Source organism: Nocardia sp. XZ_19_231, assembly GCF_015355705.1.
Taxonomy (GTDB): domain Bacteria; phylum Actinomycetota; class Actinomycetes; order Mycobacteriales; family Mycobacteriaceae; genus Nocardia; species Nocardia salmonicida.
On record NZ_JACUZI010000011.1, the window covers coordinates 64,056 to 79,856 of the forward strand.

A 15,801-nucleotide genomic window follows, 5' to 3' on the forward strand; every position below is an offset into this window, starting at 1 on the left:
CCCGTCGTGGATCACGGACCGCGGCCGATCACCTGCGGCGGGTGCCGAAAATACTGCGGCTGATCTCGCGCCCGGCCGCACTCGCCGCCGAACGCAGGAAACTCTTCACCGCTGGGTTGGCCATGATCCGCTCGGCGGCCGAGTCCTCTTCCTGCTGCGACGCCGAACGCCCCGGTGTCGGCGGCGCGGATTCGGGTGCGGGCTCGGCGGCCGCCACGCTGGCCAGCAGCATCTCGTAGGCCGATTCCCGGTCGACGCTCTGCCCGTACCTGCCCTGCAGCACGCTCGACAGCGCCTTGGACTTGATCGCCTCGTCGCCGACGGTGTCCATCAGCGAGCGCGGCGGCGCGATCTTGGTCCAGGCGACGGGTGTGGGCGCACCGGTTTCGGAGAGCACGGTGACGATCGCCTCACCGGTGCCGAGCGAGGTCAACGCCTCTTCGAGGTCGTACACCGACGACTTCGGGTAGGTGCGCACCGTCTTGGACAGCGCCTTCTGATCGTCAGGGGTGAAGGCGCGCAAGGCGTGCTGGACGCGGGCGCCGAGCTGGGAGAGCACCGCGTTGGGGATGTCGGTGGGCAACTGGGTGCAGAAGAACACACCGACGCCCTTGGAGCGGATCAGCTTCACCGTCTGCTCAACCTGCTGCAGAAATGCCTTGGACGCCTCGGCGAACAGCAGATGCGCCTCATCGAAGATGAACACGAGCTTCGGCTTGTCGACGTCACCCACCTCGGGCAGCGTCTGGAACAGATCGGCCAGCACCCACATCAAGAACGTGGAGAACAGCGCGGGTCGCGCCGCCTGCTGACCGAGCTCGAACAGCGTGATCACACCGAGCCCGCCCGCGGTGCGCAGCAGATCGGCCGGGTCGAGTTCGGGTTCGCCGAAGAAGGTATCGCCTCCTTCGGCTTCCAGATTCACCAGCGACCGCAGGATCACCCCGGCCGTCTGCGAGGACACGCCACCGATGCCCTTGAGGTCTTCCTTGCCTTCGGGGCTGGTCAGGTGGGTGATGACCGCGCGCAGGTCCTTCAGATCCAGCAGGGCGAGGCCGCGCTGATCGGCCCAGTGGAAGATCAGGCCGAGCGTCGATTCCTGGGTGTCGTTGAGGCCGAGCACCTTGCTGAGCAGGATCGGGCCGAAGGAGGTGATCGTCGCCCGGATCGGCACCCCGATGCCCCCGGTACCGAGCGAGACGAACTCGGTGGGGAACGCTCCCGGAGCCCAGTCGGTCGCGCCGGTCTCGGCCGCGCGCGCCCGGATCTTCTCGGTGTCGGCACCGGGCTCGCTCAGGCCCGACAGATCGCCCTTGACGTCGGCCATCACCACGGGAACGCCCGCGCGGGACAGGTGTTCGGCGATGCCCTGCAGGGTCTTGGTCTTGCCGGTGCCGGTCGCACCCGCGACGAGGCCGTGCCGATTCATCATCCGCAGCGGAATACGCACGCGCGCACCAGGATCGGCGGTGCCGTCGACCATCACCGTGCCGAGTTCCAACGCGGGTCCGCTGAAGGCGTAGCCCTCGGCGATCTGCGCGGCCGCACCGGATGCGCTCGGCTCGCCGGACGACGGTGGCTTCGAGGCGGATTCCGTGCTCGCCGCCGCGGCCTCCTGCTCGGCGGCCTCCGCGGCTGCCATCGCCTCGGTGGCGACCCGTGCCGCGTCTTCGGCCGCCTTGCGTGCCGCTGCCGCCTTCTCCTGGGGGGTGGTCATTCGCGCGTCCTCCGTCTGCTCACTGGCACGTACGCAAGAAATGCTCGAAACGTCTGCGGTCAATTCCAGGCAAACTGTATCCGGGCCGGTCACCAGGGTCGCGGACATCGGCCGATGTCGTCGGCAAACCTCGTGCGCCTCGCCCACACGACACACCTGCCGACCAGGTTCACGGACCCACCATTAGGGTGACTCCCGTGTCAGACAAACTCTTGGTCTGGATGGATTGCGAAATGACGGGGCTCCGTCTCGACAGCGACAAGCTGATCGAGATCGCCGCGCTCGTAACCGACAGCGACCTCAACATTCTCGGTGACGGTGTCGACATCGTCATCCACGCCGACGACGCCGCCCTGGCCTGCATGCCACCGGTCGTCGCCACCATGCACGCGAAATCCGGTCTGACCGAAGAGGTTCGGCGTTCCACCGTCACCCTCGAGCAGGCCCAGCAGCAGGTACTCGACTACATCCGCGAGTACGCGCCCACCGCGCGCACGGTGCCGCTGTGCGGCAACTCCATCGGCACCGATCGCGGCTTCATCGCTCGCGACATGCCCGAACTCGACGCGCACCTGCACTACCGGATGGTCGACGTGAGCTCGATCAAGGAACTGTGCAGGCGCTGGTATCCGCGCATCTACTTCGGTCAGCCGGAGAAGGGCCTGGCCCACCGCGCGCTGGCCGATATCAAGGAATCCATCCGCGAGCTCGAGTACTACCGTCGTACCGCGTTCGTGCCGCTGCCCGGACCGACCACCACCGAGATCGCCGCCGCCGCACAGGCCGCCACCGATGCCGTGGATGTCACCGGTTCGAGCCACCTACCAGCGGATTAGGGCCTGACGCCAAAGTCACGCTAGTATCGACGGCGCCGGTGATTCACCGGTGATGGTGACCGTAGTTCAGTTGGTAGAGCACCAGGTTGTGATCCTGGATGTCGCGGGTTCGAGTCCCGTCGGTCACCCCGAAGAGAAGGCCCGGTCCCCAGGACCGGGCCTTCTTTGCTATCCGGACACATGTCACACTCGCCGCCCCCGCGTCGTCTACTGATTATGAGCATCAACGATCTGCGTACCGACATCCGGGGAAACGTTCTCCTGCCGGGTGATACCGCTTTCGACGTCGCCGCCCGCCCCTGGAACACCGCGATCGCCCAGTCCGTCGCCGCCGTTGTCGAGGTCGCCGACGCCGACGACCTCGCGAACGTCGTGCGCTACGCGAACCGCGCGGGCCGTACCGTGGTCACCCAGCCGACCGGCCACGGCGCGACCGGCGACATCGCCGACGCGATCCTCGTGCGCACCGGCCGCCTCGACACCATTGCTGTCGACCCGACCCAGCGGGTGGCCCGCATCGGCTCCGGCGCCCAGTGGGGCGCCGTCCAGACCGCCGCCGCCGCGCACGGCCTGAGCGGTCTTGCAGGCAGCAACCCCGTGGTCGGTGTCACCGGATACACCCTGGGCGGCGGCTTCGGCTGGCTGGCCCGCAAACACGGTTGGGCGGCCCAGGCGGTCCGGGCCTTCGAGATCGTCGACGTCGACGGCCGCCGCGGCCGGGTGAGCGCCGACTCCGATCCCGAGCTGTTCTGGGCGCTGCGCGGCGGCGGTGGCGACTTCGCGATCGTCACCGCGCTCGAGATCGACCTGTTCGAACTGCCACAGCTCTACGGCGGCCGGGTGAGCTGGTCGGCCGAGCGCACCCGCGACGTGTTCGACGTGTTCACCGAACTGACCACCGACGCACCGCCGGAGCTCTCGGTGTGGCTGCAGCGCTACCAGATCCCCGGCGCCGCACCGACTGTCGCCATCGACTTCGCCTACCTCGGCGAGGAGGAGCGGGGCCGCGAGCTCACCAGCCGCCTCGACACCGTCACCGGCGTGCTCGCCGACACCCGCACCACCATGACCCCCGACCGGATCGGCACCATCACCGCCGAGCCCACCGAGCCCGGCCCGTCACTGTCGCGCGGCGAACTCCTCACCGACCTGGGAGACGTGGTCATCAAGACGCTCATCGACGCACCGGTGGCGCCCCTGCTCAACATCCAGATCCGCGGCCTCGGCGGCGCTCTCGCCGACACCACCCGCGAACACGGCGCCCGCGGCCCCGTCACCGAGCCCTACGCCCTGTATCTACTCGGCCTCGGCCTTCCGCACCTCATCGACGACGTCAAGACCGCCTTCGCCACGATCGTCGACGACCTGGGCACCCACATCACCGGCAGGAAGCCGTACACCTTCCTCGCCCCCGGCGAATCCGCTGAAGCCGCCTTCGACACGGCCACGCTGACCCGCCTGCGCGAGATCAAGCAGGCCCGCGACCCCCGAAACATCTTGCGCGCCAATTTTCCCGTTCAAGGCTGACGAACCGCGGCGCGAGCCGAGTCCTCCTGGCGGCACGCCCCCGCCACCACGGACTCGGCTCAGATCGTCGCGTGCGACGAACAGGGATTTGCGGCTAGGGCCCGACCTCGGCGGCACGGCCGTCGGCGACCACTCGGCTTGCTCGGTGCCTTCGAACCGCGGACCGGTTCGCACAGGCCGGGCTGCAGAACCGTTGCCTGCCGTTGCGCGAGGTGTCGGCGTACACCTGCGAGCAACCGTCCGCCGCGCAGGCGCCGAGGCGGTCCATCCCGAGCCCGGTCAGGTGCAGTGCGGTGCCGACGGTGATCAACGCGGCGATCTGACGATCCGTCGCCACCCCGGGATCACGGAAGTGCAGATGCCAGCCGTCGCCCACATGGTCGGTCAGGCGAGGCGGAGACGCGTACTCGGCCAACAACACATTGAGCAGCTCCGCCCGCTCGGCGCGGTCCGCGCACTCCACCACCCCGCGCCAACGCCCCAGAAAGGCCGTCACCGCCGCGAGATCACCCTCGGACACCGGCGCACTGAGCACCAAACCGGCGTCCACACAGCGCCGCGCCAACTCCGCGGCGCTCGCACACGGATCGTTGAGCAAACCGACGCCCAGCAGCACCGGCTCCCGGCCGTAATGGTTGTAATGCACAATGCCATTACATCAGACTCGAACCATGAGCAGCCACCCCGCACACACCTGGCAGATCGAGTCGCGCCACCGGACCAGCGAGGGCCTCGTGGCCTATCAGCGCTGCCGCTGCGGCGCCCGCAGAGTGGTCGTCGACCACCTGAGCGTCGCGTCCGAGATCCATCGCGACGAACCCGACCTCGCCGAGGCCGGATAACCCGCACCACCATGACGAAGGTCACGTTTGCCCGCTACACTTTGGACCGCTGCCCAGATGTGGGGCAGATCTCGCCATCGCGTCAGCGCTCGACCGGAAAGACCCCTTGATGAAGCGTTCCACCGTCGTCGCCATCCTCGCCGCCACCGTGCTCGGCCCCGTCGCAGGTACCGCGACAGCCTCGCCCGGCCTGCCCCTCACCGACTTCGCGGCGGAGACCCAGATCGGCGACTTCGGCCTGCCGAGCGATCAGCCCGAATCCGGTTCGGCGCAGAGTGGCTCCACCACCGGCCTCGAGACCACCGGGTCCTCCGGCACCGGCTCGGCCGGCCTACCCAACCTCGACCGCATGCTGTTCGGCGGACGCATCCTGTGCGGCGCCCTCGGCAGCGCGCTCGCCGTCGCGGGCGAGGCGATGATGGACTGCAGCCAGCTCCCCACCCCGCGCTGAGACAGTCACGGACACAACGAAGGGGCACCGGAAACTTCCGGTGCCCCTTCGTTGTTCGTGCGTTGCGCGACTACGGAGCGTCGGCGTTGCCCGCCTTCCATTCCGGCCACGCGATGTTCCAGTCACCCAGCCCGTCGACACCGGACAGGGTGCCGCCGACCGTGTTCTTGATCACGGTGATGTCGCCACGCTTGGCGTTCTCGTACACCCAGCGCGCGTTCGCCGGACTGAGATTCAGGCAGCCGTGGCTCGCGTTGGAGTAGCCCTGCTGCCCGACCGACCACGGCGCCGAGTGGAAGAAGATGCCGCTGTAGGAGATTCGCGTCGCGTAATCGACCGGCGTGCGGTACCCGTCGGACGAGTTCACCGCCACACCGTAGGTCGAGGAGTCCATGACGATCTTCTCGTGCCGGTCGCTGACGATGTAGACGCCGTTGTCGGTGGGCGTGCTGTCCTTACCCATCGAGGTGGGCATGGTCATGATCACCTGACCGTTCTTCTCGACCACCACCTGCTTGGTGTTGTCGTCGGCGGTGAAGACCACCGCGTCACCGATGGTGAAGAACGAATGGAGGTTGTCCTGGCCGTACAGGCCCTTGCCCAGGTCTTTGCCGTAGACGTTCACATCGATGGTCACCTTGGTACCCGGTGCCCAGTAATGCTCTGGGCGCCAACGCACTTCGCGATTGTTCACCCAGTAGAAGGCACCCTCGACAGCAGGCTCGGTGGTGATCTTGATGGCCTCTTGCACGGCACGACGGTCGGGGATGTTCTCGTCGAACTGGATCGCCACCGGCTGACCGATACCGACCACCTCACCCTCGCCGGGCAGCAGGTACGGCTTGGTCTGGCTCTTCGGCGAGCTGGTGGTGAAGCTCAGCGTCGAGGAGTTCGCGCCACCGAGCCCGATGGCCGCGGCGGTGAGCTTGTAGGTCTTGCCGTAGCCGAGCACCTCGGCGGTCGACCAGGAACGCCCGTCCGCTGCCAGCTGACCCGCGACCGCGGTGCCCTGCTGATTGGTCAGCGTGACGTCGGTGAACTTGCCGTCCTCGACCTGGAAGGCCATCGGCATGCCGGGCGAGACGCCGACCTGCCCGTCCTTGATGGTCGAGACCAGCTTCGGCTTGATGAGCTCGGCGAGGGGGTTGCGATCGATCGCTACCTCCACCCCGGTGCCCTCCGCGGCCGAGCACGCCGACGCGCCGAGCGCGAACACCGCCAACAGCACCACCGGAACGATCGTCCGTAGCGACCGAGGTCGCCCCCGCTTCTTACCCATGTCAACCCCGTTTCCGTACCGACGCGATTACAGTGCGCCGCAGATCCCACCGACCCGAATCGCTAGAGCCATCCGTGTAGGCGGGGGGCGTTACGAACTCGACGTCTCGCCCATTCTGCCAGCTATTCCGGCCGGTACCAACGGGAAAGCCCCCGCGACACGACCAAGTCACAATCGTTAGATACGTGCGGAGGTCGTCGGTGTTAACAACGCCCAGTATGCGGCATTGTTGCTGGTCAGCGCCCGATTTCACTTTCCGCCCCACCGCCTGCTAATGTTTGTTCCGCACCGGAGACGGGGCAAAGAACAAAAACACGCGCCATTAGCTCAATTGGCAGAGCAGCTGACTCTTAATCAGCGGGTTCGGGGTTCAAGTCCCTGATGGCGCACCACAACGAGGCCCTTGACCAGGTAACACGGTCAAGGGCCTCGTTTGTTTCGGCTACCGGATCGGACCGTTACCAATAGTTCGCTACCCGCGCATCGAGGCCGACACCCAGCACGACCATTCGGTAGCGTACGGCGGTGATGTCGACAGGGAAGCCGTCCCGCAGGCTCAACGCCGAGGACTGGGTCATCGCCGCGATCGTGGCGCTCGGCGAGAGCGGGCTCACCGGGGTCGCCGTGGAACCGCTGGCGAAGCGCTTGGGAGCCACCAAGGGCAGTTTCTACTGGCACTTCAAAGACCGCGGCGCCCTCGTCGACGCAGTGCTGGCGCGATGGGAACAGCTGGGCACCGACGAGGTGATCGCCCGGCTCGACGAGCTGTCGGACCCCGTCGAGCGGTTGCGCCTGCTGTTCACCGAAGTCATCGAGTACGCGACCGAGGGTAGGGAAGAACTCGCCCTGCTGGCCGCCATCGACCAGCCCGTGGTGGCAGACGCCATGCGACGGGTCGCGGCGCGGCGGATCGAGTACGTGGCCGCCCAGTTACGGCTGCTCGCGGTGCCCGCGGCGCAAGCGAGTACGCGGGCGACGGTGGCCGTCGGCATTTATCACGGCATCAACCAGCTGGCACGTGTCGCACCCGAGACCTTGCCCGCAACCGGCGAACTGGTGGACGACATCGTCGGACGGCTGCTCGAGTCCGATCAGTCGAGCCCGAGACGCAGCGAGACCCAGTAGAGCAGCCGAGCCCGCATCGGCCGGCGATACGGCTCGGGCGGGGTGCCGACGGCAGTCTCCGCGTTGTCCAGCAGCTCTTCCAGCAGCGCGTCGTGCAGTGGGCGAACAGCCAGATGCCAGCCGAGCAAACCTGACAAACCCCTCGTCTCGGCGCGGATCACGTGGCGCAGGGAACTGACCGCACCCTGGTCGATCACCTCGAAAACATGGGTGCCGTCCAGCATGAATCCCGGCGCGAAAGTGAACTCGACGAACTCACCTGGGCGATAGGCGGTGCAGGTGTACGGCACAGAGCCGTGGCCGCCCGCCGCGCCCGCGGCCAACGGTCCGTCCAGCTCGAGTGGCGGCCAGGCGGGGCTCGGCCACAACGCATTGCCCGCGATAGCGACCTTGTCGATCAGCTCGCCGACCTGCGCGGCGGGCGCACCGATCGTTCGCTCGTGGATGTTCTCGATCATGATCCGACCTCTCAGCAACCGTCCGCCAACCATACGCATGCGTACGGAGCGCGTCCAGGCCTATCTCCCCCTCGACCGCCTGCCGGACAACGGTCACGGTCTCGTTATCGGACCGCCATGGACAAAGCCGTGCTAGTGCGCTCAGGCCCCGATTCGAACTGCCCCGAGCTGCGTAAACCCCCGCGAAACCTGATTCGGGCAAACTTTTTTTGTGACGGCCGCCACGCAGATCAGGCTCGTAAACCTCCTGCATACATAACGATTCTGCAACTGCCCGGCAATGAACCAAGATCGGCAACGTTTGCTGTTCAGGTTTCGTTTACCTTGCGTTAACCCGTCGTGACCATTCTGTCATCAGGTCACAAACGGACCTGCGGTTTGGTTAGCCCGGAAGTATCCAACCTCCGATAGCACCGAACAGCGCGTGGTCTCCCCGCAGCCAGCTGTGGAGCACCGTGCGGCGCCAGCGATGAACTGCCATCGAGCGTTCGTCCCCCGACAGTGTCGCACCTTCCCATACACAGACAGAAACAACGCATCGCCTGACCGGCGTGTACTCCCGTGCGCGCTGCGCGATCCATCGCGCCCTACTCCAGGGCCTGCGTCGCCAGACAGAGATGAAGGAACAGAAAAGCAATGCTCAACAAAGACAAGCTCAGCACCGTTATCGGCCGTCGCTCGCGCCGTGAGGCGTTCACCGTGGCAGTCGCCGCGGTCGGTCTGGTCGCCGTAGCCGCGTCCTCCGCCGTCTCGTTCGCCGACGACAGCGTTCCCGAGCGTGCCGCCATGGTCGTCGAGCAGGCGGAGAACATCCCCGCTGCCGCCGCACCTGCCATCCAGGCCATCCCTGCCCCGGCGCCCGCGCCGGAAGCCATCCCTGCCCCCGCACCGGCCCCCGAGGCCGCTCCGGCCCCGATGCCCGAGCCCGCACCGGCCCCCCGCGCCTACGAGAACAACCTCGACGGCTGGATCCGTGAGGCGCTCGACATCATGGCGGCGAAGGGCATCCCCGGCTCCTACGAGGGCATCCACCGCAACATCATGCGCGAGTCGACCGGTAACCCCCAGGCGATCAACCTCTGGGACATCAACGCGATCAATGGCATCCCCTCCAAGGGCCTGCTCCAGGTGATCGACCCCACCTTCGCCTCCTTCCACGTCGAGGGCACCCCCTTCGACGTCTGGAACCCGGTGTCCAACATCGTCGCGGCCTGCAACTACGCGGCCAACCGCTACGGCTCGATGGACAACGTCAACAGCGCGTACTGATCCACCGTCACCAGGCGCTCGACGTCGACAGCGCCTTCTGAACTGCCTGACGGGTGAACGCCCGCGCCCCGGTCATCGCCGACCGGAGCGCGGGCGTTTCGTCGTAGAATCACCGTCGTGCCAGACAGCGCCGATCAGGCATCCGATCACGCGCATTCCGACGCGGCTACCGCCAGCCGCGTCGCCAAGGCCCGCCGCATGGCCGCCTACGCCTGGTCGCGCGATATCCGCAGCGCCGAACTGCTCGCCCTGCCCACGACCACCCTGCGCAAGCTGGCCCGGGCCGCCGACACCAACCCGCCGAGCACCGGCGAGACCTGGCAGGTGGTCGCCGACCTGCTCGACCAGAAGGACGCCTGGGCAGCCCGCAACCCCGAGCACGCCGCCGCGGTGCGCACCCACGCCGACGAGAAACTGCTGTGGGTCAAGCCCCCGGTGAAGCCGTGGGAGTCCTAGCGCTCGCACCTCAGGCGAGCAGCAGCCCGATGGCCAGCGCGAGCATGACCAGGGCGATCAGTGAATCCAGGACCCGCCACGCGATCGGGCGCGCGAAGAGCGGACCGAGCCGGCGCGCACCGTAGCCGAGGGCGGCGAACCAGACGACGCTGGCGAGCATGGCGCCCGCGGCGAGGAACCAGCGGTCGGGCGTCGCGTAGGTGCTGGCGAAGGAGCCGAGCAGGACCAGTGTGTCCAGGTACACGTGCGGATTGAGCCAGGTCAGCGCCAGACAGGTGAGCACGGAGGCGCCGACGGCCACCGAGGCGCCCGCCGCTTCGGCGATCAGGGTCGACGAACCGAGGGCGCGACGAACCGCCAGCAGCGCGTAGCCGACCAGAAAGGCCGCCCCCGCGTACCTGGCAACGGTCAGAACCGCCGGAAACGACTCGACGACCGTGCCGAACCCGGCCACTCCCGCGCCGATCAACACGATGTCGGACACCGCGCACACCGCGATCACCGGCAGCACGTGCTGCCCACGCACCCCTTGGCGCAGCACGAACGCGTTCTGCGCGCCGATCGCCACGATGAGCGAGAGCCCGAAGCCCAATCCGGAGAGGGCGGCCAGTGCCGCCGATGATGCCGTCACACCATCGACGCTAAGAGCCCATCCACCTTCAGTCCAGCTAATGATTCTTAACAACCATTAGAGTAACTTACGTGGATCTCCAGTTGGACCAGTTGCGCGCGCTCAACGCCGTCCTCACCGAGGGCACCTTCGACGCGGCCGCGCGCCGACTCGACCTCACCCCGTCGGCGATCAGTCAGCGGATCAAGGCACTGGAGGAATCAGCGGGGCGCGTGCTCGTGCAACGCTCGAAACCGGTGCGCCCCACCGAATCCGGGCTCGCGGTGCTGCGTCTGGCCAGGCAGGTGGAGTTGCTCGCCGGCGACACCGCGCGCGAACTCGGCGATGCCGACCGCCCCGCCGACCGGCCGATCCGCATCCCGATCGCCGTCAACGCCGACTCCCTCGAATCGTGGGTGGTGCCCGCGCTCGCGCGCGTGCCCGCCGGGATCACCTTCGACCTGCACCGTGAAGACGAGGAACACACCACCCGGTTGCTGCGCGACGGCACGGTGACGGCCGCGATCACCGCGACCGCGACGCCGGTACAGGGCTGCACCGTCACTCCGCTGGGCGCGATGCGCTACCGCCCGACCGCGACACCGCAGTTCGTCCGTACCTGGTTCCCCGACGGCCCGACCCCGGCCGCCTACACCCACGCGCCGGTGGTGCACTTCGACCGCAAGGACGACCTCCAGCTCCGCCAACTGCGCCGCCGCACCCGTCGCCGGGTCGACCCGCCCGGTCATTACGTGCCGTCGTCGAGCGCGTTCGCCGATGCGGTGCGGCTCGGACTCGGCTGGGGCATGCTGCCCGACCTGCAAATCGAGAGAGACCGCACCGCAGGCACGTTGGTGAACATCGACGGCGACTCCCACATCGATGTCCCGCTGTACTGGCAGCAGTGGAAACTGCACTCCCCCGCGCTCGCTGCGGTCGCCGCCGCGATCGGCGCGGCCGCGGCATCGGCACTGACGATGCCGGGCTAGATACCCGTCACGTCAGCTGGGCGTCTCGTCGAGATCCGGAACCACTCGCAGCCCCCACTGATTGGCGCAGTTGGTACACACCCACGTTCCGTTCATCTCCTTGTAGGTGTACTCGTTGTCGCAGGCGGGGCAGTTCGACGAATCGTTCATGACAGATCCTTGTGAGTCGTGAATTATCGAGCGGCGGAGAGGAATTCGATGAGGATCCGATTGACCTCATCGGGCCGCTCCAGATACCCGTAGTGCCCGCACCGCTCGATCTCGGTATAGGCGGCCGTCGGGATCGCCTCGGCGACCTCCCGGCAGAACCGCGGCGGCACCATCTGATCATCGGCGAATCCGACCACCAAGCTGGGCACCGAGATCGCCCGATAGGCCGCCCGCCGATCCTGCGACCGATCCATCCCCGCTTGCGCCCGAGTGCCGGGAGTTCCCTTCCCCGAAGTGAATTCGAAGATGTCGAGCCACTCCTGGGCCTTGGCCGGATCGGCCAGGGTGTGCGGCGACAGATTCACCATCGCCTTGACCGCCGCCGCGTACTCCGGCGGCAACTGAATTCCCTTGTCGAACAACGCCTGCTCGCCCTTGCTGAGCGTGCTCGTCACCGGATGCGGACGCGCGGTAGCGGCGAACATCACTGCCTTGCGCAGCAACTCCGGTCGAACCAGCGCGAGTTCGGCGACGATCCGCGACCCCATCGAGGTACCGACCACATGCGCCGGGGCACCGAGGTGCTCGATCAGCGCGGCGGTATCGCCGACCAGTTGCGCCATGGTGATCCCGGCAGCCGACTCCGACGACGGCGCGATCCCCCGGTTGTCGACAGTGGCGACGGTGAACCCCGCCTTGACCAGGGCAGGCACCTGATAGGTGCGCCAGACACGTCCAGGACTTCCACTACCCATCACGAGCAGGACAAGAGGTCCCGAACCGGTGACGTCGTAGCTGAGCTGAATGCCGTTGAGCGAGGCGATGGGCATATCTCAAACTACCGCCACGGTAGGACGGGGTCGCCAGTGAGGACAACCACGCGGCCGACTCAGCTCGTCGCGGCGAAATAGGCGGTGCGAACTGCGACTGTCGCGGGGGCCGGGAAGTCGGGTGCGCCGGAGCCCAGCGGACCGACCTTGACCAGCCAGGTACTGGTGGAGGTATCGATAGCGGTGCGGGCGGCGGACGGCTGCAGGACCACGTCGTTTCCGCCGTCGCAGGAGTAGGCACCGACCAGACCGTCGGAGCGGCCACCCCAGGCGCCGCCGACGCGGATACGGCAGTGGCGGCCGTCGGCGAGTTCGAGTGCCCACGGCTCGGGCGACGCGGTTTTGCCGATGTCGGTGACCGGCGGGTCGACGGTATACAGGCGCAGCCCGCGCTGCCACGGGTCATTCGCACACAGCAGCGAGGCCCTGTCTGGAGCAGCCCAGCACACATTGGCCGAGTCGGCGGAAGCACCGCATTCGTAGATGCCCGCGGTGGTCGCCGAGCGGCTCGGCGACATGTAGGAGCAGTCGAGGGTGCCGACCGGGGTCGGACTGGTCAAGGAGAAGCCGTTGGCCGGTTGGCCTGCGGCATCGACGGCGACCAGCGAGACGACATCGGTCGCCACCGGCGGTCGGGGCACGGTGGAGGCAGGCGCGCCGCTCGGTTCGCCCGAACCGGTCGGGCGCGGGCCCGGCGTCGTCGGGGCGACGGTGACCGGTGGCGACTGATCCGGCACGATCGTCGCACCGCCGGCGCCGGGCAGTTCGGTGACGGGTGTGCCGGAACCCCACGACCCACCTCGAGCGGTGGTCGTCGCCGGCTGCGCGGTGCCGCTGTCCGTCGAGCATCCCGCGACCGACAATGCGCACAGCATGCCCACTGAAACGATGAACCCGGCTGCCTTCATGCCACCACCCCCTGCGTGCGAAGTTCGAGCCCTGTCTACAACGCATCGGGCTGCGGGCACGAATCGTTAACCGGCCGAATCGTTTCGGGCCTCGCCTGCCGCTATCACCTTCTCGGCCAGCGAGCGGATCGCCGTGCTTTCCGCGTCGGTCATCCGGTCGATGAACAACTCCCGCACCAGCTCGACGTGCTCGGGCGCGGCCTCGCGCAAGATCTTGCGCCCGGCCTCGGTCAGCGACACCACGATTCCGCGCGCGTCGTCCTCGGCGGGTACTCGATCGACGAGTCCGCGCGTCGCCATCCGGGCCAGTTGCTTGGACAACCTCGACTTGTCCCAGCAGACCTCGGCGGCCAGGTCCTTGGCTCGCAGGCATCCGCTCGGCGCCGCCGACAGCGGCACCAACAGCTCGTAGTCGGCCATCGATAGTCCGTGTTCGCCCAGGCCCGCGGCTAGGACGGCGTCGAGACGCTGACGCATGAGGATGTAGGACTGCCAGGTCTTCTGCTCTTCTTCGGACAACCATCGGGGCACGGGAATGATTCTAGGGCCATGTTGGTTGACATGGAAACCAACTGACTCGCGAAGCTCCCAGGAGGCACCCCATGCCAGCTATCACCGTCGACGACATCATGGTGCTGCCCCGGCTGCCCCGCCCCGATGTCACCGAGACCCAGCGTCCGGTTCGCCAGATCGTCACCGCCGCGCGCCAGCAGGAAGGCGCCGGGTTCGAGGTGACCCGGCCGTTCCCCAGCGTCGACCTGCGCGCGGCCGACCCGTTCATCCTGCTCGACCAGATGGGCCCGGTGGCCTACGAGCCGTACGCGGCCAAGGGCGCGCCGTGGCATCCGCACCGCGGCTTCGAGACTGTCACGTACATGCTCGACGGCACCATGGTCCACCACGATTCCCAAGGGGGTGGCGGTGTCATCGGCGAGGGCGACACGCAGTGGATGACCGCGGGCTCCGGCATGCTCCACGACGAGCTACCCGAGGAGAAGCTCGTCATCTCCGGCGGCACGTTCCACGGAATCCAGCTGTGGGTGAACCTGCCGAGGGCGAACAAGTTCGCCACCCCGCGCTACCAGGACCTGCGCGCCGGCGAACTGACCCTGGTCAGCTCGCACGACGGCGGAGCTCTGGTGCGCGTCATCGCCGGTGAGGTCGCCGGTTTCACCGGCCCCGGTTCCACCTACACCCCGATCGCCTACGCCCACGCCTCGCTCGTGCCCGGCGCCCAGCTGGAAACGCCGTGGCCCAAGAACTTCACCGCGATGGCCTACGTGCTCTCCGGCAGCGGCACGGTCGGCGTCGATCGCAGGCCGATCAGCGCCGGACAACTGGCCGTCTTCGGCACGGGCGACGCCGTCACCCTGACCGCCGACCTCACCCAGCGCAGCACCACCGGCGATCTCGAGGTACTGCTGCTCGGCGGAACCCCGTTGCGCGAACCGGTGATTCAATACGGGCCGTTCGTGATGAACACGCGCAAGGAGATCATCGAGGCGATGGAGGATTTCAACGCGGGTCGCATGGGCACCATCCCGGCCGAACACCTGACCGGGCGCAGACTGGGGGAATAACCGACCGCTACTCGCGGCGAATCCTCGGGTCGCGTGCGGTTGACAATCGGTCGCCCCGTCACCAAGGTGGACGGGGCCTACCGGCCATCATCGTGGCCGTGACCACACCCGAACCGCAGCAGACATAGAGGAATTCATGAACGTTCGTCGGCTCACCGTCAGCCTTGCCTCCGTAGGGCTCGCCCTGATCGCCGCACCGGTCGCCCATGCCAACCCGTTCGCGGGCTCGGCGGGCACCGGTTCGTCCAGCTTCGACTCCATTCTCGGAGCGACCGGCTCGGCCAACCTGGTCCAGTCCGGTTCCGCCGGTGGCGCGTTCCGTAGCTGCGACGATGCGATGGCCGCCGGCCGCGCGCCGTTGTTCCGCGGCGAGGCGGGCTACTCCCCGCACCTCGATCCCGACGGCGACGGCCTGGCCTGCCCCACGCAGTAGAAGCACAAAAAACACCCGATGTGACTCGTTGGCACATCGGGTGTTTTTTGTTGTCCGGCCGGCTGATTCAGCCGCGGAAGATCTTGATCAGGACCAGGCCGGCCACGAGGGCGCCCGCTCCGATCAGCGTGTATTTGACCTTCGGCTCGTTCAACTTGGCGACCACCATATTCTTGGTGTCGTCCGCGATCCGTTGCGGATCCGCGCGCACCGCCAGTTCGTCGAGCGTGGTCGCCAACCGGGTACGCGCGATCTCGATCTCGCGTTCAATCCGGTCGGTGTCGTCCTTGGCCACCGTCACCTCCAGGTATATGTCTGCTGCTCGTCACCGAGTCTATCCA

The 15,801-nt window shown here is 67.4% G+C and carries 20 protein-coding genes and 2 tRNA genes; 12 read left to right on the top strand and 10 right to left on the bottom strand.

The features are described from left to right. Window positions 1–28: 28 nt before the first annotated feature. Window positions 29–1,717, bottom strand: coding sequence for a helicase HerA-like domain-containing protein (locus tag IBJ82_RS31310; protein ID WP_194829583.1), 1,689 nt, complete (start codon window positions 1,715–1,717; stop codon window positions 29–31). Between the two features lie 197 nt (window positions 1,718–1,914). Between IBJ82_RS31310 and orn the strand changes: the two genes are divergently transcribed. From orn to IBJ82_RS31325, 3 genes are all read left to right on the top strand, one after another. Next, window positions 1,915–2,553, top strand: a complete 639-nt coding sequence (gene orn, locus IBJ82_RS31315; protein WP_062985152.1) for an oligoribonuclease — start codon at window positions 1,915–1,917, stop codon at window positions 2,551–2,553. 55 nt (window positions 2,554–2,608) lie between these two features. Further along, window positions 2,609–2,681, top strand: a tRNA-His gene (locus tag IBJ82_RS31320). Window positions 2,682–2,769: 88 nt separating this feature from the next. Continuing rightward, a complete protein-coding gene (locus tag IBJ82_RS31325) occupies window positions 2,770–4,080 on the top strand; it encodes an FAD-binding oxidoreductase (protein WP_194829584.1) in 1,311 nt (436 codons plus the stop codon). A gap of 94 nt (window positions 4,081–4,174) precedes the next feature. Here the strand turns inward: IBJ82_RS31325 and IBJ82_RS31330 are convergent, their stop codons facing one another. Continuing rightward, window positions 4,175–4,726, bottom strand: coding sequence for a CGNR zinc finger domain-containing protein (locus tag IBJ82_RS31330; protein ID WP_194829585.1), 552 nt, complete (start codon window positions 4,724–4,726; stop codon window positions 4,175–4,177). Between the two features lie 25 nt (window positions 4,727–4,751). On the opposite strand from IBJ82_RS31330, the gene IBJ82_RS31335 reads away from it, so the two are divergent. Together IBJ82_RS31335 and IBJ82_RS31340 are read left to right on the top strand one after the other, a co-directional pair. Next, window positions 4,752–4,922: a hypothetical protein gene (locus IBJ82_RS31335; RefSeq protein ID WP_165610186.1), complete on the top strand. Its 171-nt coding sequence runs from the start codon at window positions 4,752–4,754 to the stop codon at window positions 4,920–4,922. Window positions 4,923–5,031: 109 nt separating this feature from the next. Continuing rightward, window positions 5,032–5,373 carry a hypothetical protein gene (locus IBJ82_RS31340; protein WP_194829586.1) on the top strand — a complete coding sequence of 114 codons (342 nt, stop codon included), beginning with the start codon at window positions 5,032–5,034 and terminating at the stop codon, window positions 5,371–5,373. Window positions 5,374–5,443: 70 nt separating this feature from the next. Here IBJ82_RS31340 and IBJ82_RS31345 read toward each other — a convergent pair whose 3' ends face one another. Further along, the gene (locus IBJ82_RS31345) at window positions 5,444–6,652 is read right to left on the bottom strand and encodes an Ig-like domain-containing protein (RefSeq protein WP_194829587.1); all 1,209 of its coding nucleotides are present in this window, start codon (window positions 6,650–6,652) and stop codon (window positions 5,444–5,446) included. Between the two features lie 316 nt (window positions 6,653–6,968). Between IBJ82_RS31345 and IBJ82_RS31350 the strand changes: the two genes are divergently transcribed. Together IBJ82_RS31350 and IBJ82_RS31355 are read left to right on the top strand one after the other, a co-directional pair. Continuing rightward, window positions 6,969–7,044 (top strand) — tRNA-Lys (locus IBJ82_RS31350). 136 nt (window positions 7,045–7,180) lie between these two features. Next, a complete protein-coding gene (locus IBJ82_RS31355; protein ID WP_194829588.1) occupies window positions 7,181–7,777 on the top strand; it encodes a TetR/AcrR family transcriptional regulator in 597 nt (198 codons plus the stop codon). Here IBJ82_RS31355 and IBJ82_RS31360 read toward each other — a convergent pair. Beyond that, window positions 7,744–8,235, bottom strand: a complete 492-nt coding sequence (locus IBJ82_RS31360; RefSeq protein WP_194829589.1) for an SRPBCC family protein — start codon at window positions 8,233–8,235, stop codon at window positions 7,744–7,746. The two genes, IBJ82_RS31355 and IBJ82_RS31360, sit on opposite strands and share 34 nt — an antisense overlap. Before the next feature lie 636 nt (window positions 8,236–8,871). On the opposite strand from IBJ82_RS31360, the gene IBJ82_RS31365 reads away from it, so the two are divergent. Together IBJ82_RS31365 and IBJ82_RS31370 are read left to right on the top strand one after the other, a co-directional pair. Continuing rightward, the gene (locus IBJ82_RS31365) at window positions 8,872–9,504 is read left to right on the top strand and encodes a transglycosylase SLT domain-containing protein (RefSeq protein WP_194829590.1); all 633 of its coding nucleotides are present in this window, start codon (window positions 8,872–8,874) and stop codon (window positions 9,502–9,504) included. 117 nt (window positions 9,505–9,621) lie between these two features. Further along, a complete protein-coding gene (locus IBJ82_RS31370) occupies window positions 9,622–9,960 on the top strand; it encodes a hypothetical protein (protein ID WP_194829591.1) in 339 nt (112 codons plus the stop codon). Between the two features lie 10 nt (window positions 9,961–9,970). Here the strand turns inward: IBJ82_RS31370 and IBJ82_RS31375 are convergent, their stop codons facing one another. Next, entirely contained in the window at window positions 9,971–10,591 is a 621-nt protein-coding gene (locus IBJ82_RS31375; RefSeq protein ID WP_370585564.1) for a LysE/ArgO family amino acid transporter, read from the bottom strand. Between the two features lie 71 nt (window positions 10,592–10,662). Between IBJ82_RS31375 and IBJ82_RS31380 the strand changes: the two genes are divergently transcribed. After that, window positions 10,663–11,559, top strand: a complete 897-nt coding sequence (locus IBJ82_RS31380) for a LysR family transcriptional regulator ArgP (protein ID WP_194829592.1) — start codon at window positions 10,663–10,665, stop codon at window positions 11,557–11,559. A gap of 12 nt (window positions 11,560–11,571) precedes the next feature. Here the strand turns inward: IBJ82_RS31380 and IBJ82_RS31385 are convergent, their stop codons facing one another. The 4 genes from IBJ82_RS31385 to IBJ82_RS31400 all read right to left on the bottom strand — a co-directional run bounded on the left by IBJ82_RS31385 (window position 11,572) and on the right by IBJ82_RS31400 (window position 13,978). Then, complete coding sequence (locus IBJ82_RS31385) at window positions 11,572–11,709, bottom strand: hypothetical protein (RefSeq protein WP_194829593.1); 138 nt, start codon at window positions 11,707–11,709, stop codon at window positions 11,572–11,574. Between the two features lie 23 nt (window positions 11,710–11,732). Beyond that, a complete protein-coding gene (locus IBJ82_RS31390; RefSeq protein ID WP_194829594.1) occupies window positions 11,733–12,539 on the bottom strand; it encodes an alpha/beta fold hydrolase in 807 nt (268 codons plus the stop codon). A 59-nt stretch (window positions 12,540–12,598) separates the two neighbouring features. Then, a complete protein-coding gene (locus tag IBJ82_RS31395) occupies window positions 12,599–13,447 on the bottom strand; it encodes a hypothetical protein (RefSeq protein ID WP_228537944.1) in 849 nt (282 codons plus the stop codon). A gap of 66 nt (window positions 13,448–13,513) precedes the next feature. Then, the gene (locus tag IBJ82_RS31400) at window positions 13,514–13,978 is read right to left on the bottom strand and encodes a MarR family transcriptional regulator (protein WP_194829595.1); all 465 of its coding nucleotides are present in this window, start codon (window positions 13,976–13,978) and stop codon (window positions 13,514–13,516) included. Between the two features lie 71 nt (window positions 13,979–14,049). On the opposite strand from IBJ82_RS31400, the gene IBJ82_RS31405 reads away from it, so the two are divergent. Both IBJ82_RS31405 and IBJ82_RS31410 read left to right on the top strand, forming a co-directional pair. Beyond that, window positions 14,050–15,027 carry a pirin family protein gene (locus IBJ82_RS31405; RefSeq protein ID WP_194829596.1) on the top strand — a complete coding sequence of 326 codons (978 nt, stop codon included), beginning with the start codon at window positions 14,050–14,052 and terminating at the stop codon, window positions 15,025–15,027. Between the two features lie 136 nt (window positions 15,028–15,163). Further along, complete coding sequence (locus IBJ82_RS31410) at window positions 15,164–15,460, top strand: excalibur calcium-binding domain-containing protein (protein WP_194829597.1); 297 nt, start codon at window positions 15,164–15,166, stop codon at window positions 15,458–15,460. 67 nt (window positions 15,461–15,527) lie between these two features. Here the strand turns inward: IBJ82_RS31410 and IBJ82_RS31415 are convergent, their stop codons facing one another. Then, entirely contained in the window at window positions 15,528–15,761 is a 234-nt protein-coding gene (locus IBJ82_RS31415) for a DUF3618 domain-containing protein (protein ID WP_370585565.1), read from the bottom strand. Window positions 15,762–15,801: the final 40 nt, after the last annotated feature.